The organism is Salinispora tropica CNB-440, from assembly GCF_000016425.1.
Classification (GTDB): domain Bacteria; phylum Actinomycetota; class Actinomycetes; order Mycobacteriales; family Micromonosporaceae; genus Micromonospora; species Micromonospora tropica.
In genome coordinates, this window is record NC_009380.1 from 875,210 (window position 1) to 900,024 (window position 24,815).

The 24,815-nt window shown below is 69.1% G+C and carries 22 protein-coding genes and 1 tRNA gene; 20 read left to right on the forward strand and 3 right to left on the reverse strand.

The window, feature by feature from the left end; all coding sequences use genetic code 11:
* The first annotated feature begins 219 nt into the window (after positions 1-219).
* From STROP_RS03990 to STROP_RS04025, 8 genes are all read left to right on the forward strand, one after another.
* Positions 220-291, forward strand: a tRNA-Gln gene (locus tag STROP_RS03990).
* Positions 292-391: 100 nt separating this feature from the next.
* Positions 392-1,930: a bifunctional UDP-N-acetylglucosamine diphosphorylase/glucosamine-1-phosphate N-acetyltransferase GlmU gene (glmU, locus tag STROP_RS03995; RefSeq protein ID WP_011904699.1), complete on the forward strand. Its 1,539-nt coding sequence runs from the start codon at positions 392-394 to the stop codon at positions 1,928-1,930.
* A 52-nt stretch (positions 1,931-1,982) separates the two neighbouring features.
* The gene (locus tag STROP_RS04000) at positions 1,983-2,963 is read left to right on the forward strand and encodes a ribose-phosphate diphosphokinase (RefSeq protein WP_011904700.1); all 981 of its coding nucleotides are present in this window, start codon (positions 1,983-1,985) and stop codon (positions 2,961-2,963) included.
* A 296-nt stretch (positions 2,964-3,259) separates the two neighbouring features.
* Positions 3,260-3,961, forward strand: coding sequence for a 50S ribosomal protein L25/general stress protein Ctc (locus STROP_RS04005; RefSeq protein ID WP_011904701.1), 702 nt, complete (start codon positions 3,260-3,262; stop codon positions 3,959-3,961).
* Between the two features lie 93 nt (positions 3,962-4,054).
* Positions 4,055-4,645 carry an aminoacyl-tRNA hydrolase gene (gene pth, locus STROP_RS04010; protein WP_011904702.1) on the forward strand — a complete coding sequence of 197 codons (591 nt, stop codon included), beginning with the start codon at positions 4,055-4,057 and terminating at the stop codon, positions 4,643-4,645.
* A 62-nt stretch (positions 4,646-4,707) separates the two neighbouring features.
* Positions 4,708-5,535, forward strand: coding sequence for an inositol monophosphatase family protein (locus STROP_RS04015; protein ID WP_011904703.1), 828 nt, complete (start codon positions 4,708-4,710; stop codon positions 5,533-5,535).
* 69 nt (positions 5,536-5,604) lie between these two features.
* The gene (gene cysD, locus STROP_RS04020) at positions 5,605-6,516 is read left to right on the forward strand and encodes a sulfate adenylyltransferase subunit CysD (RefSeq protein WP_011904704.1); all 912 of its coding nucleotides are present in this window, start codon (positions 5,605-5,607) and stop codon (positions 6,514-6,516) included.
* The gene (locus STROP_RS04025) at positions 6,516-7,823 is read left to right on the forward strand and encodes a sulfate adenylyltransferase subunit 1 (RefSeq protein WP_011904705.1); all 1,308 of its coding nucleotides are present in this window, start codon (positions 6,516-6,518) and stop codon (positions 7,821-7,823) included. The genes cysD and STROP_RS04025 overlap by 1 nt, the downstream gene beginning before the upstream one ends.
* Positions 7,824-7,922: 99 nt before the next feature.
* Here STROP_RS04025 and galE read toward each other — a convergent pair whose 3' ends face one another.
* The gene (gene galE / locus STROP_RS04030; protein WP_011904706.1) at positions 7,923-8,906 is read right to left on the reverse strand and encodes a UDP-glucose 4-epimerase GalE; all 984 of its coding nucleotides are present in this window, start codon (positions 8,904-8,906) and stop codon (positions 7,923-7,925) included.
* A gap of 169 nt (positions 8,907-9,075) precedes the next feature.
* Between galE and STROP_RS04035 the strand changes: the two genes are divergently transcribed.
* From STROP_RS04035 to STROP_RS04055, 5 genes are all read left to right on the forward strand, one after another.
* Positions 9,076-10,098 carry a hemolysin family protein gene (locus STROP_RS04035; RefSeq protein WP_011904707.1) on the forward strand — a complete coding sequence of 341 codons (1,023 nt, stop codon included), beginning with the start codon at positions 9,076-9,078 and terminating at the stop codon, positions 10,096-10,098.
* Between the two features lie 32 nt (positions 10,099-10,130).
* On the forward strand, positions 10,131-11,156 hold the full coding sequence (gene trpS / locus STROP_RS04040; protein ID WP_026274809.1) for a tryptophan--tRNA ligase: 1,026 nt from the start codon (positions 10,131-10,133) through the stop codon (positions 11,154-11,156).
* 30 nt (positions 11,157-11,186) lie between these two features.
* Positions 11,187-11,765, forward strand: coding sequence for a 2'-5' RNA ligase family protein (locus STROP_RS04045; protein ID WP_026274808.1), 579 nt, complete (start codon positions 11,187-11,189; stop codon positions 11,763-11,765).
* A 115-nt stretch (positions 11,766-11,880) separates the two neighbouring features.
* The gene (locus STROP_RS04050) at positions 11,881-12,873 is read left to right on the forward strand and encodes a YihY/virulence factor BrkB family protein (RefSeq protein WP_026274807.1); all 993 of its coding nucleotides are present in this window, start codon (positions 11,881-11,883) and stop codon (positions 12,871-12,873) included.
* Positions 12,874-12,880: 7 nt separating this feature from the next.
* Positions 12,881-13,324 (forward strand): hypothetical protein, encoded by a 444-nt coding sequence (locus STROP_RS04055; protein ID WP_011904711.1) that lies wholly within the window; start codon positions 12,881-12,883, stop codon positions 13,322-13,324.
* Positions 13,325-13,400: 76 nt separating this feature from the next.
* On the opposite strand, the gene STROP_RS04060 is transcribed toward STROP_RS04055, so the two are convergent.
* Both STROP_RS04060 and STROP_RS04065 read right to left on the reverse strand, forming a co-directional pair.
* Complete coding sequence (locus STROP_RS04060; RefSeq protein ID WP_011904712.1) at positions 13,401-15,032, reverse strand: glycoside hydrolase family 13 protein; 1,632 nt, start codon at positions 15,030-15,032, stop codon at positions 13,401-13,403.
* 131 nt (positions 15,033-15,163) lie between these two features.
* Positions 15,164-16,270: a LacI family DNA-binding transcriptional regulator gene (locus STROP_RS04065; protein WP_011904713.1), complete on the reverse strand. Its 1,107-nt coding sequence runs from the start codon at positions 16,268-16,270 to the stop codon at positions 15,164-15,166.
* Positions 16,271-16,614: 344 nt separating this feature from the next.
* On the opposite strand from STROP_RS04065, the gene STROP_RS04070 reads away from it, so the two are divergent.
* From STROP_RS04070 to STROP_RS04100, 7 genes are all read left to right on the forward strand, one after another.
* Positions 16,615-17,916 (forward strand): extracellular solute-binding protein, encoded by a 1,302-nt coding sequence (locus STROP_RS04070; protein ID WP_011904714.1) that lies wholly within the window; start codon positions 16,615-16,617, stop codon positions 17,914-17,916.
* A 110-nt stretch (positions 17,917-18,026) separates the two neighbouring features.
* The gene (locus STROP_RS04075) at positions 18,027-19,040 is read left to right on the forward strand and encodes a carbohydrate ABC transporter permease (RefSeq protein ID WP_011904715.1); all 1,014 of its coding nucleotides are present in this window, start codon (positions 18,027-18,029) and stop codon (positions 19,038-19,040) included.
* Positions 19,040-19,975 (forward strand): sugar ABC transporter permease, encoded by a 936-nt coding sequence (locus STROP_RS04080; protein ID WP_011904716.1) that lies wholly within the window; start codon positions 19,040-19,042, stop codon positions 19,973-19,975. Before STROP_RS04075 ends, STROP_RS04080 begins: the two co-directional genes overlap by 1 nt.
* A gap of 60 nt (positions 19,976-20,035) precedes the next feature.
* Entirely contained in the window at positions 20,036-20,377 is a 342-nt protein-coding gene (locus tag STROP_RS04085) for a hypothetical protein (RefSeq protein ID WP_011904717.1), read from the forward strand.
* A gap of 273 nt (positions 20,378-20,650) precedes the next feature.
* Positions 20,651-21,712: a BMP family lipoprotein gene (locus STROP_RS04090; protein ID WP_026274805.1), complete on the forward strand. Its 1,062-nt coding sequence runs from the start codon at positions 20,651-20,653 to the stop codon at positions 21,710-21,712.
* A gap of 253 nt (positions 21,713-21,965) precedes the next feature.
* Positions 21,966-23,501: an ABC transporter ATP-binding protein gene (locus tag STROP_RS04095; RefSeq protein ID WP_337998641.1), complete on the forward strand. Its 1,536-nt coding sequence runs from the start codon at positions 21,966-21,968 to the stop codon at positions 23,499-23,501.
* Positions 23,498-24,811 carry an ABC transporter permease gene (locus STROP_RS04100; protein WP_011904720.1) on the forward strand — a complete coding sequence of 438 codons (1,314 nt, stop codon included), beginning with the start codon at positions 23,498-23,500 and terminating at the stop codon, positions 24,809-24,811. The genes STROP_RS04095 and STROP_RS04100 overlap by 4 nt, the downstream gene beginning before the upstream one ends.
* The last annotated feature ends 4 nt before the right edge of the window (positions 24,812-24,815 follow it).

The window sequence follows — 24,815 nt, forward strand, 5'->3', positions numbered from 1 at the left end:
GTGGCGGCCGGGACCAGCACGCCGTCGTTTGTACCGCACCCCGGCGCGGCGTGGCCGGCGCTGACCCCACCACCCGGTTGGCCCCCAACTGAGGGCGACTATCGTGGTTTCCGGTCATTCGACATGCGGTCGGGCGCCGTCCGGGCGGATCGCAGGTATGATCACCGAGCTGTTCCGGATCGCAGGTCTGCCCGACTGCGCCTTCGGATGACATGGCGATGGGGTGTGGGGTAATGGCAACCCGCAGGCCTTTGGAGCCTTGAGCTCCTGGTTCGAGTCCAGGCACCCCAGCTCATGCCACCGGTCAGCATTGTGAAGGCCCCGCCGATGCCGCGTTGATGTCTGGTTAGCATGACCGCGAGACTGTCGCCGCACCGACGGGAGCCCTTCCGTGTCCCAGCAGCCCCCACCCCGTACCGTCGTCGTGCTCGCCGCTGGTGCCGGTAAGCGGATGAAGTCCGGGCTCCCGAAGGTGTTGCATCCACTGCTTGGCCGCACTCTCGTCGGCCACGTGCTCAGCGCCGCCGCACCGCTCGCCGCCGACCGCACGGTGGTCGTGGTTGGCCACGGCGCCGACCAGGTCCGAGCCCACCTGGCGGAGATCGCCCCGCAGGCCCTTCCGGTGCTCCAGGCCGACCAACTCGGCACCGGGCACGCGGTGCGGGTCGCGCTGGCCGCCGTTCCAGATGCCACTGGCACCGTGGTGGTGACATACGGGGACGCGCCGCTGCTCCGGCCGGAGACCCTCGGCGGGTTGGTCGAGGCGCACGAGCGGGCGGGTGCCGCCGCGACGGTGCTGGCCGCGGAGGTGCCCGACCCGACCGGGCTCGGCCGGATCGTGCGGGATGCCGACGGTCAGCTCCAGCAGATCGTGGAGCAGCGCGACACGACCCCCGACCAGCGGGAGATTCGGGAGATCAACGCCGGCATCTACGCGTTCGACGCGGACCGGCTGCGGGACACGCTCGGCAAGCTGTCGACCGGCAACGCCCAGGGCGAGGAGTACCTGACCGACGTCTTCGGCCTGCTGCGGTCGGCGGGCGAGCCGGTGGCGGTGCACGTGGCGCCGGACCACACCGAGACGCTGGGCTGCAACGACCGGGTGGAGTTGGCCGGGCTGCGGCGGCTGCTGCGCGACCGGGTCAACGAGGCCTGGATGCGCAGCGGGGTCAGCCTGCTCGACCCGGAGACCACCTGGATCGACGTGACCGTGGCGCTGGACCGGGACGCGGTGGTCGACCAGAACACGCAGCTCCGGGGCGCCACCGTGATCGGTGCTGGTGCGCAGGTCGGGCCGGATGTCACGGTGGTGGACACCCTGGTCGGGCCCGGCGCCACCGTGGTCCGCAGCCACGCCGTCGGAGCGGAGATCGGCCCGTCGGCCAGCGTCGGCCCGTACGCGTATCTGCGGCCGGCAGCGCGGCTGGCGGAGAAGTCGAAGGTGGGGACCTTCGTCGAGGTGAAGAACTCCGAGGTCGGCGTGGGATCGAAGGTCCCGCACCTGACCTACGTCGGGGACGCCACGATCGGCGAGCAGAGCAACATCGGCGCGGCGACCGTGTTCGTGAACTACGACGGGGTACGCAAGCACCGCACGGTTATCGGTGACCACGCTCGTACCGGCGCGGACAACATGTTCGTGGCGCCGGTCGAGGTCGGCGACGGGGCGTACACGGCGGCCGGTTCCGTGATCGACCAGGACGTGCCCGCCGGGGCGATGGCGGTCGCCCGGTCGCGGCAGCGCAACATCGAGGGTTGGGTGCTCAAGCGGCGGGCCGGCACCGCCGCCGCGGAAGCCGCCGAGCGCGCCGGGCGGGCCGGTAGCCCGGGGGTGTCCGCCGGGGTGACGGCAAGTGAAGGTGAGGCAATGCACGTGGGAACCGAGCCGGCGGGTGGGGCGTGCAGCACCGGGGATACTGCAACCGACTAGCCCCGGCCCACCACCGCGCCGGGCACCACCAACCAACAGGAGCAGACGGGCCATGGGCAGCATCGTCGCCGAAAACCGCAAGAGCCTGATGCTCTTCTCCGGGCGTGGCTTTCCGGAGTTAGCCGAGGAGATCGGTGAGGTGCTTGGGGTCGCCCCGACACCGGCCGACGCCTACGAGTTCGCCAACGGGGAGATCTTCGTCCGCTACAAGGACTCGGTGCGGGGTTCGGACGCCTTCGTGGTGCAGTCCGTCACGCACGGGGTCAACACCTGGGTCATGGAGACCCTGATCATGATCGACGCGTTGAAGCGTGGGTCGGCCAAGCGGATCACCGTGGTCCTGCCCTTCTACCCGTACTCGCGGCAGGACAAGAAGCACCGGGGCCGGGAGCCGATCTCGGGCCGGCTGATCGCGGACCTGCTGAAGACCGCCGGCGCGAACCGGATCCTCACCGTGGATCTGCACACCGCCCAGATCCAGGGCTTCTTCGACGGCCCGGTGGACCATCTCTTCGCGATGGACGTGCTCGCCGAGTCGGTGGAGCGTCGGTACGCGGGGCGCCCGATGACGGTGGTCGCCCCGGATTCGGGTCGGGTCCGGGTCGCCGAGCGGTGGACCGACCGGCTGGGCGGCTGCCCGCTGGCGTTCATCCACAAGACCCGGGATCCCTCGAAGCCGAACCAGGTGGTGGCGAACCGGGTGGTCGGTGAGGTCGAGGGCCGGGTCTGCCTGATCGTCGACGACATGATCGACACGGGTGGCACGATCACCAAGGCTGCGGAGATCCTCAAGGAGTTGGGTGCGGCCGAGATCGTCGTCGCCTCCACCCACGCGCTCTTCTCGGATCCGGCGACCGAGCGGCTGAAGAACAGCCCGATCAGCGAGGTGCTGGTGACCAACACGTTGCCGCTGCCGTCGGAGAAGCAGCTCGACAAGGTCACCGTCCTGTCGATCGCACCGCTGCTGGCCCGGGCGATCCGTGAGGTCTTCGACGACGGCTCGGTGACCACCCTGTTCGGTGGCCTGAGCTGAGTTGCACGGTCGGAGCCCGGTCCGGGGGCGGTAGTCACCCCGGACCGGGCTCCTCCAGCGGGCTCCGGCAGGAGCGGTCGATTCCGGGGTGCCGCCGGAGTAGGTGGATGACCTTCGGGTAGACTGGTGCGGTTGCCACGGCGAGGGTGCCCTGCGGGCCGCTGAACAGGACCGCACGGAGGCGCCGTCATCGACGCGGCGCTCCGAGGCGGTCGGTCATGACGCAGGAGCCCCAGCGAGCCCCTCACCCGGCACCGAGACGACCATCGCCGTAGCGAAGCATCAGGAGTTTCCCCGTGTCCGAGGTAAAGATCAGCGCCGAGCCCCGTACCGAGTTCGGCAAGGGTGGTGCCCGTCGTACCCGCCGGGCCGGCAAGGTGCCTGCCGTGCTGTACGGCCACGGCGAGAAGCCCAAGCACATCGCGCTGCCAGCCCGGGAGTTCGCTGCGGCGATCCGGCGCGGTGGTGCCAACCAGCTCTTCGCGATCGACATCAGCGACGGCACGCAGGTGCTGGCGTTGCCGAAGGCGATCCAGCGGGATCCGATCAAGGACACCTTCGAGCATGTGGACCTGCTGCTTGTTCGCCGTGGCGAGCAGGTCACGGTTGAGGTCCCGGTGCAGCTGGTCGGTGAGGCCGCGAAGGGCACGCTGATCGTGCACGACCACGACAGCCTTTCGGTGACCGCTGACGCCACCAACGTGCCGGACCACCTCGACGCCAGCATTGAGGGCCTGGAGGCGGGTTCGCAGGTGGCCGCCGCCGACGTGCAGCTGCCGGCCGGAGTCGAGCTGGCCACCGACCCGGAGCTGCCGGTCGCCGCGGTGACCGCCGCCCCGACCGAGGAGCAGCTCGAAGCCACGCTGCCGGAGGTGGAGGAGGCCGCCGCCGAGGCCGAGGCCGTGGTCGGCGAGGTCACCGAGGGCTCGGAGGGCGCCGAGGCCGGGGCTCCGGCCGCCGAGCAGGAGGCGGGTGCCGAAGCGAAGGCCGAGGCCTGATCGTTCGCTGCGCATGTGGCAGGCGTCCCCGCTCGTCGGGGGCGCCTGTTGGCGTATCGGAAGGCGGAACGGTGCGAGCGGAAGGGGTAGACGGTGGCGGAGGAGACAGGGCCGTGGCTGGTGGTCGGTCTGGGTAACCCGGGTCGGCAGTACGCCGGAAACCGGCACAACGTCGGCTTCCTCGTGGCCGACCTGCTGGTCGGGCGGCTAGGGGCACGCTTCGGTCGACACAAGCGGGCGATGGCGGAGGTCGCCGAGGGACGGTCAGGTCTTGGCGGCCCGCGGTTGGTGCTGGTGAAGCCGCTGACGTATATGAACCTCTCCGGTGCGGCGGTAGCCGGCCTGGCGCAGTTCTACAAGGTGCCGCCGGCGCGGGTGGTGGCCGTCTATGACGAGCTGGACATCCCCTACGGCCAGGTCCGGGTGAAGTTTGGTGGCGGCGAGGGCGGCCACAACGGTCTGCGGTCGATGACGAAGTCCCTGGGGACGAAGGAGTACGCCCGGGTGCGGTTCGGGATCGGCCGGCCGCCGGCGCGGCGGGACCCGGCGGATTTCGTGCTGTCGGATTTCGGTACCGTCGAGCGTAAGGAGCTGGATTTCCTGGTGGATCGGGCGGCAGATGTCGTGGAGTCGGTTGTCCTACGTGGCGTGGAACCGACCCAGAACCTCTATCACGGCGCCTGACGGCCGGTTCGGTAGTGGTCTCCGTTCCTTCGGGCAGGTGGCGCGGCGACGGGAGTGCGGAGATGGGTAGTCCTCCGATGATCGATGGGGCGTTCGCCCGTTGGTTGGCGGTCCGGGCCGGGCGGGCACTGGTCAGCCTGCGCGACGAGGTGGGCTTCGGTGACCCGGGTGCCCTCAAGGCCGCGGGGGACAAGGTCTCGCACGACCTGCTCCGCACCGAACTGGCGACGTGGCGTCCGCAGGATGCGGTCCTGTCGGAGGAGGACGAGGGTTCCCGGCTGGCCTGGGCGGAGGAGATGGGTGCTTCGACGGCGCCCCGCCTGAACAGCGACCGAGTGTGGATCATCGATCCGTTGGACGGGACCCGGGAGTTCGCCGAGGCGGGTCGCGTGGACTGGGCGGTGCATGTGGCGCTCTGGGACCGGAACGCCCCGACGCCGCACGGACTGGTGGCGGGTGCGGTCGGGTTGCCGGCCCAGGACCGGGTGCTGGGCACGGACTATCCACCGGGGTATCCGCCGGGGCCGGCGGCGACCACCGCGGGCGAACCGACGATCCGGTTGGCCGCCAGTCGCAGCCGCCCTCCGGCCTTCCTCACCGAACTGGCCGCAGAGGTGGGTGCCCAACTGGTGCCGATGGGATCGGCCGGTGCGAAGATCGCGGCGGTGATCACCGGTGAGGTGGACGCGTACATCCACGCGGGCGGGCAGTACGAGTGGGATTCGGCAGCGCCGGTGGCTGTGGCGACCGCCACGGGGCTGCATGCTTCCCGAATCGACGGCTCTGCGCTGAAATACAACGAAGCCAACCCGCGCCTGCCGGACCTGCTGGTCTGTCGCAAGGATCTCGCCAGTCGGTTGCTTGCGGCGTTGCAGCGCCATTGCGGGTAGCCTGAGCGCTACTTCTGGCAAAGCCGACCGGAAAGGTCTGGAAATGAGTGCGGGAATCGAGTCGGTGTCATGACCACGACGGCCGCATACCAGGTGTCCCACCTCGACGCGCTGGAGGCGGAGAGCATCTTCGTGCTGCGCGAGGTGGTCGCGGAGATGGAACGACCGGTGCTGCTCTTCTCCGGCGGCAAAGACTCGATTGTCATGCTGTGGCTGGCGCAGAAGGCGTTCGCCCCGGCGAACATTCCGTTCCCGGTGATGCATGTCGACACCGGGCACAACTTCCCCGAGGTGCTGGAGTACCGGGACCGGCGGGTCGCCGAGCTGGGCCTGCAACTGGTGGTGGCGAGCGTGCCGGAGGCCCTGGCCAGCGGGCTGGTACGGGAGAGCACGGACGGCATGCGCAACCGGATCCAGACCCCGGTGCTCCTGGCCGCCGTCGAGCAGCACCGCTTCGACGCGCTCTTCGGTGGTGCCCGACGGGACGAGGAGAAGGCTCGGGCCAAGGAGCGAGTGTTCAGCTTCCGCGACGAGTTCGGCCAGTGGGATCCGAAGAACCAGCGTCCGGAGCTCTGGTCGCTCTACAACGGCCGGCACCAGCCAGGTGAGTCGATCCGGGCGTTCCCGCTGTCCAACTGGACCGAGCTGGACGTCTGGCACTACATCGCCCGGGAACGGATCGAGGCGCCCTCGATCTACTACGCGCACGAGCGCGAGGTGATCGAGCGCGACGGGATGCTGTACGCGGTGAACGAGTTCCTCCGCCCCCGCGCCGGTGAGGAACGGTTCAAGGCCCGGGTGCGCTATCGGACGGTGGGCGACGCCTCCTGCACGGCGGCGGTCCGTTCGGACGCCGACACGGTGGCGAAGGTCATCGAGGAGGTGGCAGCCACCCGGGTCACCGAGCGGGGCGCGACCCGCGGTGACGACCGGGTCAGCGAGGCCGCGATGGAGGACCGCAAGCGGGAGGGCTACTTCTGATGACCACTGAGACGACCGCCGAGGTCGGTGTCGAAGCGGCGTCCGCCCGCCCGATGGACCTGCTGCGGTTCGCCACGGCCGGCAGCGTGGATGACGGCAAGTCGACCCTGATCGGTCGCCTGCTCTATGACACCCGGTCGCTCTTCACCGATCAGCTCGCCGCGGTGGAGGCGGTCAGCGCCGCCCGCGGCGACGAGTACACGAACCTGGCCCTGCTCACCGACGGCCTGCGGGCCGAACGGGAACAGGGCATCACGATCGATGTGGCGTACCGCTACTTCGCCACCCCCCGGCGGAAGTTCATCATCGCCGACACCCCGGGACATATTCAGTACACCCGAAACATGGTCACCGGTGCGTCCACAGCTGACCTTGCGCTGATCCTGGTGGACGCCCGGAAGGGCCTGGTGGAGCAGTCCCGTCGGCACGCCTTCCTCTGCTCCCTGCTCCGGGTGCCGCACCTGGTCCTCTGTGTCAACAAGATGGACCTGGTGGACTGGTCGCACGAGGTCTACGAGAAGATCGCCGACGAGTTCACCGCGTTCGCGGCGAAGCTCGACGTACCCGACCTGACGGTGGTGCCGGTCTCCGCGCTCCACGGCGACAACATCGTCTCCCGGTCCGAGAGGATGCCCTGGTACGAGGGGCCGTCCCTGCTGCACCACCTGGAACGGGTGCACATCGCCAGCGATCGCAACCTGGTCGACGTGCGCTTCCCGGTGCAGTATGTGATCCGTCCGCAGTCCACCACCGTCACCGACTACCGCGGGTACGCGGGCCAGGTCGCCTCCGGCGTACTCAAGCCCGAGGACGAGGTGATGGTGCTGCCGAGCGGTTTCACCAGCCGGATCGCGGCGGTGGAGACCGCCGACGGGCCGGTGCCGGAGGCGTTCCCGCCGATGTCGGTGACCGTACGGTTGACTGACGAGATCGACATTTCCCGGGGCGACATGATCTGTCGCCCGAACAACGCCCCGGCCGTTGCCCAGGACATCGAGGCGATGGTCTGCTGGATGGACGAGACCCGGCCGTTGCAGCTCGGTGGCAGGTACGTGATCAAGCACACCACCCGGTCGGCGCGGGCCATCGTCCGCGGGCTGCACTACCGGCTGGACATCAACTCGCTGCACCGGGACGAGTCGGCGGGGGAGTTGAAGCTCAACGAGATCGGCCGGGTCCGGTTCCGGACGATGGTCCCGCTGCTCGTTGACGAGTACCGCCGGAACCGCACCACCGGCGGCTTCGTCGTCATTGATGAGACGACGAACCGGACGGTTGGCGCCGGCATGATCGTCGAGGCGGGCTGACCCACCCGTTCGGCGCGGGCGCTCCGGGCCGCCGCTCGTCACGGTTGACCACCGGCCGCCGACGACGCGGCCCGGCACGCGCCGCCGACGCCGTGCTGGCTATCCCCGTTCCGGCAGGTGGTCGCGGTAGAAGGCCCAGGCGTCGCTGACGATGTCGTGCAGGGTGGGCTTGGCGGGCGTCCAGCCCAACTCGGTGCGGGCCAGGTCGGCGGCGGCGACCAACTCGGCGGGGTCGCCGACGCGGCGGGGGGCGACCACCACCGGAACCGGCTGGCCGGTCACCTCGCGGACCACCTCGACGACCTGACGGTTGGTGAACCCGCTGCCGTTGCCGAGGTTGTAGATCCGGTGCTGCCCGCCGACCGCGGCGTCGAGCGCGAGTAGGTGGGCGTGGGCGAGGTCGGTGACGTGGATGTAGTCGCGGACGCAGGTGCCGTCAACGGTCGGGTAGTCGTCGCCGAAGAGCTGGAGCTTCTCCCGGCGGCCGGAGGCCACGTCGAATGCGATGGGGATGAGGTGCGTCTCCGGATCGTGCCGTTCCCCGAGGGGCACCGGGGCGCCCAGGTGAGCGCCGGCGACGTTGAAGTAGCGCAGCGAGACGGCGGCCAACCCGTTCCCGGCCGCCGCCGAGGTGAGCGCCATGTCGACGGTGAGCTTGGTGGCCCCGTACGTGTTGGTGGGGGCGGTGATCGCCGTCTCCGAGATGGGCAGCTCGACCGGATTGCCGTACACGGCGGCGGTGGAGGAGAAGACGACCTTCGGCACCCCGGCGACGCGTACGGCGTCGAGCAGGGCGAGCGAGCCGACGACGTTGGTGTGCCAGTACAGCTCTGGCCTGACCATCGACTCACCGGCGGCGATCAGGGCGGCGAGGTGCAGCACCGCGTCGAAGCCCGCCTGCGGGGTGACCACCTGCGCCACGTCGTCCAGGGGGGCGACGACGTGGGTGGCGTCGGGTGCCACGGCGACGCGGTGTCCGGTCCGTAGGTCGTCCAGGACGACAACCTCGTGGCCGGCGTCGAGCAGCATCCGAGTCACCACGCTGCCGATGAAGCCGGCGCCGCCGGTGACGAGCAGTTTCACGTCGATCTCCTCCTGCCGGGGCCGCCACGCCAGCGACCTTCGGTGGTCACCCTACGGCGGCTCGCTGTGCCCGCGCTGCGGGTCGACCGTCGGGGCGGGCCGCCGCCCGCGGAGGAAGAACTGACGCAGTGCTGTCCCGCCGCTGCGATGGGTGTCTACCATCCATCTCATGCGGGAAGCGGGTCGTCCCGGGCTCCGGCGCCGTGCGCGGGGGCGGCCCCGTCGCGAACCCGGCCCGTTGGCCTGGGCGGTCGCCCGGGTCGTGGTCCGCGCCGCTACCGCCGCCACCCGCCTGGTGACCGGTCTGCTCGGCACCAGCCCGGTGGCCGGCCGGGAACGGATCAGCGAGGACGAGCTACGCGACCTGGTCGCCGCGGCGACCGTGCTGGATCCGGTGGAACGGCGGATCATCGACGAGGTCCTCGTTGCCGGTGCGAGCCTGGTACGCGAGGTGATGATGCCGCGTACCGAGGTGGTCTTCCTCTCCACCGCGCTGACCACCGCCCAGGCGGAGCGCCTCGTCCGGGTCGAGCCACACACCCGCTACCCGGTTGTCGACGGGACCCACGACGACGTGGTCGGCTTCGTGCACCTACACGACGTGCTGCTTCGCCCCGACCAGGACCCACTGGTCACGGTCGGCGAGCTGGCCCGGGAGGTCAAGCGCCTTCCCGGCAGTAAACGGGTGCTTCCGGCCCTGACCGAGATGCGCCGGGAGGGGCATCACCTGGCGGTGGTCATCGACGAGTACGGGGGGACGGCCGGCATCGTCACCTGCGAGGACCTGATTGAGGAGCTGGTCGGAGAGTTGCACGACGAGTACGACACGCCGCCGGAGCCGACCAACGCCGGTCTGCCCACCACGGTTGACGGTCGGTTGAACCTGGCCGACTTCGCGGAGCGGACCGGGGTGAACCTGCCGAACGGACCGTACGAGACGGTTGGTGGCTACGTGATGGCCGCGCTGGGCCGGCTGCCGGTGGCCGGCGACGAGGTGCCGGTGACCGTCGCCCCGGCCGCGCCGGTGGAGCCGGTGGGGGAGACCCCCGGTGGTTGGCGGCTGCGGGTGCTGGCGCTGGAGGGGCGTCGGGTGGCCCGGGTAACGGTAGCCGCCGTCCGGTCATCCGATTCGCGACGTGAGACGGGGCTCCCCACCCAGTCCGGCCCCAATCGACCCGCCGGCCCGTCATGACGGATCCCGGGGTTGCTGACAGAATTGCCAGCATGTCCAAGGTACCCGCTCAACCGCGCGTGTTCTCTGGTATTCAGCCGACCGCCGATTCGTTCCATCTCGGCAACTACCTGGGCGCAGTCCGGCACTGGGTGGCGTTGCAGGAGACGCACGACGCCTTCTACTGCGTGGTTGATCTGCATGCGATCACCGCCGGGCACGACCCCCGGGTGTTGGCACAGCGGTCCCGGGTGGCCGCCGCGCAGCTTCTCGCGGCGGGGCTGGACCCGGAGCGTTGCACCCTGTTCGTGCAGTCCCAGGTGCCCGAGCACGCGCAGTTGGCCTGGGTGTTGGGGTGCCTCACCGGATTCGGCGAGGCGGGCCGGATGACCCAGTTCAAGGACAAGTCGCAGAAGCAGGGCAACGAGCGGGCCAGCGTCGGCCTGTTCACGTACCCGATCCTCCAAGCGGCCGACATCCTTCTCTACCAGGCGGACGCGGTGCCGGTCGGCGAGGACCAGCGGCAGCACCTGGAGCTCAGCCGCGACCTGGCGCAGCGGTTCAACACGCGGTTCGGGTCGACGTTCACGGTTCCCGCGGCGCACATCGTCAAGGACACGGCGAAGATCACGGACTTGCAGGACCCGACGGCGAAGATGTCGAAGTCGTCCTCCTCACCGGCGGGTATCGTTCTGTTCCTCGAGGATGCGGCCCGGTCGGTTAAGAAGATCCGTTCGGCCGTCACCGACACCGGCCGGGAGATCGTCTTTGATGTCCAGCAGAAACCGGGTGTCTCCAACCTGCTGACGATCTATTCGGCGCTCTCTGGCCGAAGCATTGACGATCTGGTCGGCGCCTACGCGGGCAAGGGCTACGGCGACCTGAAGAAGGACCTCGGCGAGGTGGTACGCGACTTCGTGACGCCGATCCAGGACCGCACCCGCGGCTACCTCGACGACCCGGCCCAGCTCGACAAGCTGCTCGCCGCTGGGGCGCAGAAGGCGCAGGCGGTGGCGGCACCGACCCTACAGGCCGTGTACGAGCGGGTGGGCTTCTTCCCACCGGTGCGCGGCGAGTAGGCAGCGACGCGACGTGTGCGGGTGAGCGGGATGGAACCGGTGGCCGAAGGGGTGGCACGAGGCGTGAACCTGCGCGACGGATCGGCGGCGGCCGGCGGCACAATCCAGATCGGCATCGCTGTGGACATCCCCGAGCCCTGGGGGAGTGTGCTGACCCAGCGGCGGATGGCGGCGGGTGACCAGCAGGCGGTCCCGGCGCACGTAACGTTGCTCGGGCCGACCGAGATCCCGGGTGCTGCCCTGCCGGCGGTCGAACGGCACCTGACCGCGGTCGCCGCCGCGCACCTTCCGTTCACCCTGCACCTGCGCGGGACCGGGACGTTCCGACCGGTCACCCAGGTGGTTTTCGTCACGGTTGCGACGGGGATCAGCGAGTGTGAGCTACTCGCCGCCGCGATTCGGGCCGCGCCGGAGCTGCACCGGGAAGCCCGTTTTCCGTACCACCCACACGTCACGGTGGCGCAGGATGTCTCACCCGAGGCACTGGACCAGGCGTACGAGGACCTGGCCGACTTCTCGGCGATGTTCGGTGTGGAGGCGTTTACCCTCTTCTCCCATAGTGGCCAGACGCGGTGGCAGCCCCGGCGGGACTTTCGGCTCGGCGGCTGAGCCGGTGCCCCGCCTCGGCAGCTGGACCCGTACCCCGCTCCCGGGGCGCCGCGTCGGACCGGGCTTGCCGCCGGGGATGCCGCCGGGTCGGCGACAGGTCGGCGAGGATGGCGGGGTGAACGTGTTCCGCCGCATCCAGGCGGGTGTCCACGGGCGGATCACCACCGCCCGGCGCCGCTTTCCGGCCCTCGACCACGGGCTGCGGGCAGTCCTGCTCTACAACCACCGGTTCGGCAGCCGGCTCGCCGCCGCTATCGCGTACTACGGCTTCTTTGCGGTCTTCGCGCTCGCCCTCGTCGCCTACTCCGTCTTCGGGGCGATCCTGGAGGGCAACGCCGAGGTCAATGCCGCCGCGGCGGACTTCCTCCGGGAGAATCTGCCCTTCCTTGACCCGGTCAAGGTCGCAGAGAGTAGCGGGGCCGTCGGCGTGGTCGGTCTGACCATTCTGGTCTTCACCGGGGTCGGCTGGGTGGAGGCGATCCGATCCTCCCAGCGGTTGCTGTACGGCCTCGACCAACAACCCGGCAACCTGGTCGTTCGCCGGCTTGTCGACCTGGGCGTGCTTCTGGTGGTGTTCGTGCTGCTCGGCGTCTCGGTTGCGGCGGTGGACACGCTGGAGTCGCTGCTGCGATGGTTGCTGGGCAGTGCCGGATCGGCCGGGCTCACCACGATCAGTGCGGTGCTCAGCGTCTTCGTGAACGCGGTGCTGGCGACCCTGCTGCTGGTGGCGGTACCCCGGCTGCGGCCGAGTCGGGTCCGGCTGCGCCCGGCGGTGCTGCTGGTGGCGGTGGGAATCACCCTGCTCAACACCATCGGTCGGCACTACGTGGTGCGGACCGAGCGGAACCCGGCGTACACGGTGGTGGCGGGCGCGGTGGGGCTGTTGCTCTACCTCTATCTGCTCAACCAACTCGTGCTCCTCGGCGCGGCGTTGGTGGCTACCGACACCCGCGGACAGGTGGTGGACCTCGCGGCGAAGCCGGTGGCGGTGGATCAGGAAGAGGAGGACTCCCCGCGCCCCGGGTCGGCGAGTGCGAACGGGCCGGGGGCACCCGAACAAGGGACGGGGCGTCGAACCGGGGACCCGCCTGCGACTGGGGAACGATGATTGGCGGGTGGGCACTCTCGTGACACTCGATCTGTCGGACGACTCGCCGATGCTCGACCTGCCGTGGATCATCACCTTCGGGCCGCTCGGCGACGCCGACGAGTGGGAGCCGGTGGTCTGCGGCCCGTACGAGCGGGCACCCGCGTTGGCGCTGGCCGAGGTGGTGGTGGCGGAGGAGCCGCTGATGGCGGTGGTCGAGCCGCTGTTGCCGGCGGTGTCCGCCGACCAGATCCGTGGTGAGATCACCGCGGCGCGGGCCGCTGCCGAGGAGGAGGCGGCACAGGCGGACAGCGCCGAACTCTACGGCGACTTCGAGGACGTCATCGACGAGGAACTGGAGGCGGCGGCGGAGCGGGATCAGGATGCCCGGCCGGCGGTGCCGCCGAGTGAGACCGCGATCCGGGCGGGATTTGCCCGGATCGCGGCGAAGTTGCCCGGCCTCGAGCGTTGACCCGCGCCGGTCCGCAGCCCAGCCGCCCGGCGGCCCGGGGCACGCCGAACGACCAGGTTGATGGGGGCGTACCCGCTCAGCGCCGTTCGAACCAGGCGGCCGCGTCGACCGGGAGCAGGTAGCCGGAGCCTTCCCGGGTGAGCGCTACGCTGGCGACGAGCGGCTCGCCGTACTCGGTGATGACGGCGGGTTCGTCGCTGATGTTGACCACACAGGTGAGCGCCGTACCGCCGGCGGTACGGGTGAAGGCGAGGAGGCCCGGACGGGTCTCCTGCCAGACGATCTCGGCCGCGGTGGTGGAGAGCGCCGGGTTCGCTCGGCGGATCCGCAGCGCGGTGCGATACAGCTCGAGCGTGGAGCTGGGAACACCGGTCTGGGCGGCCACCGACAGCTCGCGCCAGGTGGTCGGGGCGGGCAGCCAGCTCAGCGTGCTGCCGGCCGGGCTGAAGCCGTACGGGGCCAGCTCGCCGCTCCATGGGATCGGCACCCGGCAGCCGTCCCGGCTCTCGCCGGTCCGCAGGTACTGCGGGTCCTGTCGCAGCTCGTCGGGGAGGTCGAGAACCTCGGGTAGGCCCAGTTCCTCACCCTGGTAGATGTAGGCGCAGCCGGGCAGCGCGAGCATCAGCAGGGCGGCGGCCCGGGCGCGGCGCAGCCCTGCTGGCCCGTCGCCGTACCGGGTGACGTGTCGCTGCTTGTCATGGTTTGACAGCACCCAGGTGGTGGGCGCGTTGATGACCGTCGACTCGGCGAGCGCGCTGTCGATGACCTTGCGGAAGGAGTCGGCCGACCACTGGGCGTCGAGGAAGTCGAAGCTGAACGCCTGGTGCAACTCGTCTGGGCCGATGTAGCGGGCGAGCCGTTGGGGGGTCTCCGCCCAGGCCTCGGCCACCGCCATCCGGCCGCCCGGGTAGCTGTCCAGGATTGGCCGCCAGGCGCGGTAGATGTCGTGCACCTCGTCCTGGTCGAAGTAGGGCAGCCGGTTCTTGCCGAGCAGTTCGACCTGTCGTTGGCCGGTCTGCTGGCCGAAGCCGACATCCGGCAGGCCCTCCGCCTTGATCATTCCGTGCGCCACGTCGATCCGGAAGCCGTCGACACCGCGGTCCAACCAGAACCGGAGCACGTCCTCGAACTCGGCGCGGACCTCGGGGTTACGCCAGTTCAGGTCCGGCTGCGCCGAGTCGAACAGGTGCAGGTACCACTGCCCGTCGGGCAGTCGGGTCCAGGCCGGCCCGCCGAAGATGCTCTCCCAGTCGTTTGGCGGCAGCTCGCCCTCCGCTCCGCGCCCCGCGGCGAAGAGGTAGCGCGCCCGCTCGGGGGAGCCGGGGGCGGCCGCGAGGGCGGCCTGGAACCAGGGGTGGGCGCTTGACGTGTGATTCGGCACCAGGTCGACGATGACCCGTAGACCCAGTGCGTGCGCGTCAACGATCACCTCGTCGAACTCGGTGAGAGAGCCGAACATCGGGTCGACGTCGCGGTAGTCGGCGACGTCGTAGCCGCCGTCAATCATGGGTGAGGGGTAGAAGGGGGTCAACCAGAGCGCGTCCACCCCGAGGTCGCGCAGGTACGGCAGGCGTTGCCGCAGGCCCGCCAGGTCGCCGATCCCGTCGCCGCTCGCGTCGGCGAAGCTGCGGAGGTAGACCTGATAGATGGCGGCAGAGCGCCACCAGTCATGTTCGGAGGTCAGCGGGGTGGGGTGGTGGACGGTCATGAGGGGTTCCCCGATCTCGCGCGGTACGGGCGGTCTCCGGCGCGGGCAGGGGTGGTGGCGCCGGTTGCTGTGCAGAATGCCGGCAGGACGTTGCAAGAGTCAAGCAGACCTTGCGCAAGGCTGGCGGGGGCTCACCTTCTGGCGGGATCCCGGCGGGCGGATGGCGGGGTCTGGACAGAGACCGCCAGGGGAGACGGGGTGGGGGCGCCGGGGTCAACGTCGGGCGTCTGGGCGACCGCGGTCGAGCCGCGTACCACCAGCTCTGGCCGGAAAAGGTACTCCGAGTGTGGGGCGGCATGCCCGTTGATCTCGTCCACCAGAGCCCGCACGGCGGCAATCGCCATCGCCGCGACCGGCTGACGCACGGTGGTCAGGGGTGGGTCGGTGAAGGCCATCAGTGGGGAGTCGTCGTATCCGACGACGGAGATGTCGCGGGGCACGGTGAGCCCGCGCTGCCGGGCGGCTCGGATGGCGCCCAGCGCCATCGGGTCGGAGCCGCAGACCAGGCCGGTGACGCCGCGGTCCAGCAGGCGGGTGGCGGCGGCCTCGCCTCCCTCGACGCCGAAGAGGGAGAGCTCGGTCAGCTCGGCGAGCTCGGCGTCGGAGACGTCGGTGCGGTACCGCATGGCGGCCTTGTAGCCGGCGACCTTGCGCTGTACCGGGACGAACCGGTCCGGTCCGGTGATCAGGCCGATCCGTCGGTGTCCCAGCGCGACCAGGTGGGTGACGGCCAGTTCGGCGGCCTCCCGGTCGTCGCAGGAGATGAAGGGCGCGCGGAGGTTCGGCGCGTAACCGTTGACCATGACAACCGGCAGTGGGCGGGCGATCAGCGCGCGGTACCGGTCGTGGTCGGCGGTGGTGTCAGCGTGCAGGCCGGAGACGAAGACGATGCCGGAGACCTGCCGGTCGAGCAGCATTTCGACGTATTCGTCCTCCCGGATTCCGCCGGGGGTCTGCGTGCACAGCACGGGGGTGAAGCCCGTCGGCGCCAGCGCCGACTCGATGATCTGCGCGAAGGCGGGAAAGATGGGGTTGTCGAGCTCCGGGACGACCAGGCCCACCAGCCCGGCGCAGCGTTTGCGCAGTCGGGCCGGGCGTTCGTAGCCGAGCACGTCGAGGGCGGTCAGAACGGCCTGTCGGGTCTCGGGCGCCACTCCGGGCCGGTCGTTGAGCACCCGCGATACGGTGGCCTCACTGACCTCTGCCTGCTGGGCGATGTCGGACAGTCGAGCGCGCATGGCGGCACTGTAGCTCACCGGATGCTCGTGCGCTTAGTGGCAAGTTCTTGCAGCCCCTGGGTCCGGGTCTGCTGGGCGGGGCCGATGACGACCCTCGTTTGGCGTGGACGCAGGATGGTCTGCATCGAGCAGCATCAACGCGACAGGGTCCCTTTGCTGCGGCGCGTGGGAGCGGTGGCCGGCTGACGCCAAGAGCCTGCCGTTTCATCTCGGAAGTCCGATATGAGAAAGGTCTAGATGACAAGATGGCCCCGGTTGTTGCAAGACGGTTCGCAAAGGGTTTCTAACTTCGAAAACTCTTGCTAGTGTCCCGCCCGACACCGGCAGGCAAGCTAGGAGCGAACATGCGTCGCACAGCCAAGGGAGTCGCCGTACTCGCCTCCACCGCCCTTGCTCTGACCCTCGTCGCCTGTGGCGGCGAGGAGCAGGGTGCGGGGGAAGGGTCAACGACCGACCCCGCAACCATGAAGGCCGAACTGACCTGGTGGGACACCTCGGACCCGAAGAACGAGGGCCCGGTTTTCCAGGAGCTGATCGCCAGGTTCAACCAGACCTATCCGAACGTGAAGATCAACTATCAGTCGGTTCCGTTCGGTGAGGCCCAGAACCAGTTCAAGACGGCAGCGCAGGCCGAGACGGGTGCGCCGGACATCCTGCGGGCGGAGGTGGCCTGGGTTCCGGAGTTCGCCTCGCTGGGCTACCTCTACGCGCTGGACGGCTCCGAACTACTCGCCGACGAATCGGACTTCCTGGCGACTCCGCTCGCCTCGAACAAGTACGACGGCAAGACCTACGGCGTCCCGCAGGTGACCGACACGCTGTCGCTCATGTACAACAAGAAGCTGCTGGCCGAGGCGGGTGTCGCCGCGGCGCCGACGACCTGGGCCGAGCTGAAGACCGCCGCCCAGGCCGTCAAGCAGAAGACCGGCGCGGACGGCCTCTACCTCAATCCGGCGGGTTACTTCCTGCTGCCGTTCCTCTACGGGGAGGGCGGGGACCTGGTTGATGTCCCGGCCAAGAAGATCGTCATCGGCTCGGACCAGAACGTGGCCGGGCTGAAGATCGCCAAGGACCTGATCGACAGTGGCGCGGCCGTCCCGCCGCCCGCGACGGACTCCTACGGAACCATGATGACCCTCTTCAAGGAAGAGAAGGTCGCCATGATCATTAATGGTCCCTGGGAGGTCAACAACGTTGCGCAGGCGCCGACCTTCGGCGGCGTGGAGAACCTTGGCATCGCCCCGGTTCCCAGCGGCTCGGCCCGGGCCGGTGGTCCGGTCGGTGGGCACAACTACACCATTTGGTCCGGTATGTCGGAGGAGAAGGTCGAGGCCGCCGTCGCCTTCGTGGCCTTCATGAGCTCCACCGAATCACAGGCCTTCCTCGCGGAGAAGCTCGGGCTGCTGCCGACGCGTAAGTCGGCCTACGAAATCGACGCGGTGCTGAGCAATCCGATCGTGACCGCGTACCAGCCGGCCGTCGAGGCCGCGGTTGGCCGCCCCTGGATCCCCGAGGCCGGCCAGTTCTTCGACCCGCTGGACCAGATGGCCACCGAGGTCCTGATCCAGAACCGGGACCCGAAGGCCGCGCTCGACGAGGTCGCGAAGAGGTACCAGGCTGAGGTCGTCACCGCGTACGGGTTCTGATCCACCGCCGGCGGGCAGAGGCCGGCGACCACTCGTCCCTCGGCATCCGGCCGGGCCGGCGACCGCTCCGGTCGCCGGCCAGCCGGCTCACCTACTGGAGCTCAGCTGATATGCGCACCGTGACCGCCGCGCCAGCGTCCGCGCCGCCCGACCGTCGCCTCGCCCGCCCGTCTCGACTTCGTCGTAGCTGGGACCGGAACTGGTATGCCTGGGCGATGGTCCTGCCGGTGGTGATCGTTCTGGCAGTCTTGATCTTCTATCCGCTCGGCCGGGGAATCTGGCTCTCCTTCACCACCCTCAACGAGGCCAACCAGGTGGCGGAGATCTGCACCAAGTCGATCACCGGTGGTGAGGTCTGCGAGGAGAACCCCAACCGGTGGGAGTACGCGGGTCTGGACAACTACGTCCGGGTCCTCACGGGCCAGGTTGGCCGGTTCTGGGAGTGGACCGGGATCACCCTGATCTGGACCTTCGTCGGTGTCGCCTTCCACTACGGTCTCGGGCTTGGCCTCGCCATCCTGCTCAACCGCCCGATGCGCGGCCGTGGCCTCTACCGGGTGCTGCTGGTGCTGCCGTGGGCGGTGCCGGCCTTCGTCAGTGCCTTCGCCTGGAAGTTCATCTTCAACGAACGCTTTGGCCTGGCGAACTCGCTGCTCACCACGCTCGGGGCCGACTCGATCCCGTGGTTCTCCGAACGGTGGACGTCATTGTTCACCGCGATCGTCACCAACGTCTGGCTCGGCGTGCCGTTCATGATGGTGGCGTTGCTCGGCGGGCTGCAGACCATTCCCGGTGAGCTCTACGAGGCGGCGGAGATCGACGGCGCATCGCCGTGGCAGCGGTTCCGTGCCGTCACGATGCCGGGCCTGCGCCCGACCAGCATGACCGTGATCCTGCTCGGCACCATTTGGACGTTCAACCTCTTCCCGGTCATCTTCCTGGTGACGGAGGGAGAGCCGGCCGGAGAGACCGAGATCCTGGTGACCGGCGCGTACCGGGCCGCCTTCGAGGGCATTCGCAACTACTCGCTCGCCTCCACGTACGGCGTGTTGATTCTCTCCATTCTCTTGGTCTTCTCCGTGTTCTACCGGCGGGCACTGCGTAAGCAAGGCGAGGTGTGGTGATGAGCCAATCGACCAGCTCCGGGACGGCCGCGTCAACGGCGCGGACGGCGACGGCCCCGATCAAGGCCGGGTCCGCCCCGGCCGAGACCGCGCGGCGTGCTGGCCGTCGTCGGCGTAGCCGGGCGACGTCGCTGCTGTTGCACGGGACGATGATTGTCGCGTCGCTGATCGCGATCGGTCCGATCGTCTGGGTGTTGCTCTCCTCGTTCAAACCCGGGTACGCGGTGCAGAGCACCGACCTGACCCTGGTCCAGGATCCGACGCTCGCCAACTACCGCTACGTGCTGTTCGACACCAGCTTTCTGCGGTGGCTGCTGAACTCGGTGATCGTGGCTGCCGGCACGATGGGGATCGGCATCTTCCTCTCGGCGACCACCGGCTACGCCGTCTCCCGGTTCAACTTCCCGGGCCGCCGGCCGTTGATGATGGTCTTCCTGGTCACCCAGATGTTTCCGGTGGCCATCCTGATCGTGCCGATTTACACGATCATGGCACGGCTCGGTTTGATCAACACCTTGCCGTCGCTGGTGATCGCCTACCTGACCATCGCTGTTCCGTTCTGCGCCTGGATGCTCAAGGGCTACTTCGACTCCATCCCCACCTCGCTGGACGAGGCGGCGGCGCTGGACGGCTGCAGCCCGTTCGCCACCTTCTGGCGGGTGGTGCTGCCGCTGGCCCGTCCCGCCGTCGCGGTCACCGCCTTCTACACCTTCCTCACCGCGTGGGGGGAGGTCGCGTACGCGTCGGCCTTCATCCAGACCGACAACCAGTTCACCCTGGCGTACGGGCTTCGGCAGTTCGTGCCGCAGTTCAACCCGCAGTGGGAGTACCTGACGGCGGCGGCGGTGTTGGTGACGGTTCCAGCCGGTCTGGTCTTCATGTTCGCCCAACGGCACCTGGTCTCGGGTCTGACGGCCGGTGGTACGAAGGGCTGACGTGCCGATGGACCCGGCCCCTCTACTACGACCCGTCGTTGATGCGGGAGGATAGACCGTGTGGAAGCTCTACGACTCATCCTCCGCTACATCCACCTGATCGGGTTCGCGCTGCTGCTCGGAGGCGCGACGGTTCAATACCTCAAGGGCAGGTTCCGGATCAACCCGGCCATGCTCTGGGGTGCGGTGCTCACGTTGCTGACCGGAATCGGCCTCTCCGCGCCGCTGCGGGACGGGGGCGAGCCGGACCCCGCGAAGCTCGTCACCAAGCTGGTGCTCGCGCTGCTCATCTTCGTCATGGTGTTCTTCTCCCGGAAGCGGGAAGCGGTCAACCGTGGACATTTCCTCGCAATTATCGGGCTGACTCTGGTCAACGCTGCGGTGGCCGTCTTCTGGCGGTAACGTCCGACACTGGGGGACCCCTCCGGAGGAGAGTTCGTCCCACCCCGCGAACCTTCGACGGGCATGTCGAGTGGCCGAGTGCCCGAGGATCACGTCGGGGTAACAGGCACTCAACAGTCACGCATGATTGTCGGCCGGTGCAGGTGCCGGGGCGTACGCTCGGCGTCCGGAACGTGGGACACCGGCGGCACAGTGCAGGCCGGTTCACAAGGGCTGCCACCGCGGTAGGCGCGGTGCGCAACGGAAGGAGACGTCTTGCGCTCGGTGCGTGGGATGCGGATCGCCTCGGTCTTCGCGGTGGGTGGCCTCGTGCTGGCTGCCACCGCCTGCGGTGAGGCGCCCGAGGAGAACAACGCTGGCAACGGCGGCGAGAAGTTCAGTGCCTGCATGGTGACCGACGTCGGCGGGATCGACGACAAGTCCTTCAACAGCTCGGCCTGGCAGGGTCTGGAGGCGGCCGAGGCTGAGAACAAGGACATCGAGATCAGGTACGTGGCGTCGAAGGCCGAGGCCGACTACGAGCCGAACCTGACGCAGTACGTCAACCAGGACTGCGACTTCATCCTCGCTGTCGGCGGCCTGATGGGTGACGCCACGTCCAGGATCGCGGCGGAGAACCCGGACCAGCAGTTCGGCATCGTGGACACGAAGCTGCCGGAGAGCAACGTCTACCCGATGCAGTTCGACACCGCCCAGGCCGGCTTCCTCGCCGGATACCTGGCCGCCGGCCTCAGCGAGACCGGCAAGGTGGGCACCTACGGTGGCGAGAAGATCCCGCCGGTGACCATCTTCATGGACGGCTACGCGGACGGGGTCGACCACTACAACCAGGCCAAGGGGAAGGACGTCCAGGTCCTGGGTTGGGACAAGGACAGCCAGGACGGCTCGTTCGCGAACAGCTTCGTCAAGCAGGACGAGGGCAAGAAGGTCAGTGACGCGCTGGTCGCCCAGGGCGCCGACATCGTCATGCCGGTCGCTGGCGGCGCCGGCCTCGGCACCACCGCGGCGGCCCAGGCCTCCGGCGGCAAGTACAACACCATCTGGGTCGACGTCGACGGCTGCGAGAGCACCCCGGACTGCGCGGCGATCATCACCACCGTGGTGAAGAACATCCCCGGCGCCGTTCAGGAGGCCGTGCTCAAGGCCGCCGCCGGCGAGAAGCTGGAGGCGAACCCGGGCTTCACCGGCACGCTGGCCAACGACGGTGTCTCGCTCGCGCCGTACCACGAGTTCGACAGCAAGATCCCGGCTGAGCTGAAGGCTGAGGTCGACAAGCTGAAGGCGGACATCGCCGCCGGCCTGATCAAGGTTGAGTCGCAGTCCCAACCGCAGTGAGCCGTGGCCGACTCGCCGTGGTGGGGCGTCTACCCGAGCTACCCGGCGAGCGGCATCGCACGACGATCCGGCCGCCTTTGCACCGCGGGACCTCCCGAGGTGCCAAGGCGGCCGATCGGTTCCACCAGCGGGCGCCGATGCCGTCCTGACGGCAGCAGCTACCCGCACCATCGCTTCGTACTGGGAGGTTGCGCTGAGACTCGAACTGCGCGGCGTCACCAAGCGCTTCGGTGACCTGGTCGCCAACGACCACATCGATCTGACGGTGGAGCCCGGGGAGATCCACGCCCTGCTCGGGGAGAACGGCGCGGGTAAGTCGACCCTGATGAACGTGCTCTACGGGCTGTCCCAGCCCGACGAGGGCGAGATCCTGGTGGACGGGAAGCCGCTGAAGCCGCGCGGCCCGGCGGACGCCATCGCGGCCGGGATCGGGATGGTCCACCAGCACTTCATGCTGGTACCGGTCCTCACCGTGGCAGAGAACGTCATGCTTGGGGCCGAGCAGGTCCGGGGCGGTATCGTCGGCTTCCTCGACCGCCGACGTGCCCGGCGCGAGGTCGCGGAGGTCTCCGCCCGCTACAACCTCCAGGTAGACCCGGACGCGATCATCGAGGACCTGCCGGTCGGCATCCAGCAGCGGGTCGAGATCGTCAAGGCGCTCACCCGCGATGCTGACCTGCTCATCCTCGACGAGCCGACCGCGGTGCTCACGCCGCAGGAGACCGAGGAACTGCTCACCGTCATGCGGGCGCTCAAGGCCGCTGGTAGGTCGATCGTCTTCATCACCCACAAGCTCGGTGAGGTGAAGGCCATCGCCGACCGGATCACGGTGATTCGGCACGGACGGATCGTCGGCACCGCCACGCCGGAGGCGAGCCGGGACGAACTGGCCGCCCTGATGGTTGGCCGGACCGTTCGGCTCACCGTGGACAAGCAGCCCGCGACGCCGGGCAAGCCGGTTCTCGAGCTCTCCGGGCTGACGGTCAACGACGACCGGCAGGTACGTGCGGTGGACGGCGTTGACCTGACCGTGCACGCGGGTGAGGTGCTCGGCATCGCCGGGGTGCAGGGTAACGGTCAGACCGAGCTGGTCGAGGCGGTCATCGGGCTGCGTCCGGTGCTCGCCGGCTCGGTGCAGCTGGGCGGGGAGCGGATCGACGACTGGTCAACCAAGGAGGTCCTCCGCGCGGGCGTCGGCTACGTGCCCGAGGACCGCAGCGTCGACGGGTTGGTCAAGGAACTCAGCATCGCGGAGAACCTGGTGCTGGACATGTACGACCGACCACCGTTCGGCAAGGGGCTCGCGCTCCGACCGGATGAGATCAGGAAGTCGGCGCAGGAGCGGATCGCTCAGTTCGATGTCCGTACCTCGTCGGCGGAGGTGGCGGTTGGCACGCTGTCCGGCGGCAACCAACAAAAGGTGATCGTCGCCCGGGAACTGTCCCGGCCGCTGAAACTCCTCATCGCCGCCCAGCCGACCCGCGGCGTCGATGTCGGCTCCATCGAGTTCATTCACAGTCGGGTCATTCACGAGCGGGATGCCGGAACCGCCGTCCTGCTTGTCTCCAGCGAACTCGACGAGGTGATCGGCCTGGCGGACCGGATCGCGGTGATGTGCCGCGGTCAGATCATCGGCATCGTCGGCCCGGACGCCCCCCGTGAGGAGATCGGCCTGCGGATGTCGGGCATCAGTCCGGACACGGCGGAAGCCGGGGCGAACGGAGCGACGGCGGGTACCGACGGCGGGGCGCCCGCCCCATCGGGCCCCGGCAGCGAGGACGAGGCATGACCAACGCAGGGTCCGGCTCCCCGGACAAGGAACCGGCGACCGCGGACCAGGCGGCCAGGATGGCACTCGACAACACCGAGCGAGCCGAGCCGGTGAGTCCGCAGCCACCGGAGCGCCCCGCGCTCGGGCGGCTCTTCGTGGAGAACCTCTGGGCCGCCAACACCTTCACAGTGACGTTACTGTCGCTGGTCCTGGCGATGGTCGTCGGCGGGATCCTGATGATTGTCTCGGATCCGGACGTGCTGGCCACCTACAGCTACATCACCGCCCGCCCGGCCGACGCCCTCAACGCCAGTTGGACGTTGGTCAGCGAGGCGTATGCGAACCTGTTCAAGGGTGCGGTCTTCGACCCGGACGCGGTCGGTCTCACCGCGGCGCTGAGCCCGATCTCGGAGACGCTGACCTACACCGCCCCGCTGGTCTTCACCGGGCTTTCCGTGGCGCTCGCCTTCCGCGGCGGCCTGTTCAACATCGGTGCCCAGGGGCAGGCCACGATGGGCGTCATCGCGGCCGGGCTGGCCGGGTTCCTGCTGCCGCTGCCGGCCGGGTTGCACCTACTCGTCGCGGTGCTCGCCGGTGCCCTGGGCGGTGCCGTGTGGGGCTTCATTCCGGGGATCCTCAAGGCACGCACCGGCGCTCACGAGGTGATCAACACGATCATGCTCAACTACGTCGCAGCGTACTTCCTGGTCTGGTTGATCGTGCAGAACGGGATTCAGAGCCCGAACCGTACGGATGCCATCAGCCGGCCGGTGGACGCCTCCGCGCAGTTCCCCCGGCTGTTCGGCGACAACCTGCGGGCGCACGCCGGAATCCTCCTCGCCGTGCTGGTGACCTGGGCGGTCGCCTGGCTGCTGAACCGGTCCACACTCGGCTTCGAGCTGCGGGCCGTGGGAAGCAATCCGGCGGCCTCGCGTACCGCCGGCATCAGTGTCACCCGGACCTATGTGTTGATCATGGTTTTCGCCGGCGCCCTGGCCGGTCTCGGTGGCTCGCAGATGGTGCTCGGCACCACCGCCGCCGCGCTGACCCCGCTGGTCGTGGCCCAGGTCGGTTTCGACGGCATTCTGGTGGCGCTACTCGGCCGGGTGAAGCCGTGGGGCGTGTTGCTCGCCGCGCTGCTCTTCGGTGCGCTGCAGGCCGGCGGTAACCGGATGCAGTCGTACTCGGGTGTCTCGCTGGAACTGGTTACCGTGCTCCAGGCGCTGATCGTCATCTTCATCGCCGCACCGGCCCTGGTGAAGGCGATCTTTCAGCTTCGGGCCGCCCGGGTCGCCCGGCCGCAGACGAGCCTCGCGAAGGGCTGGTGACGCG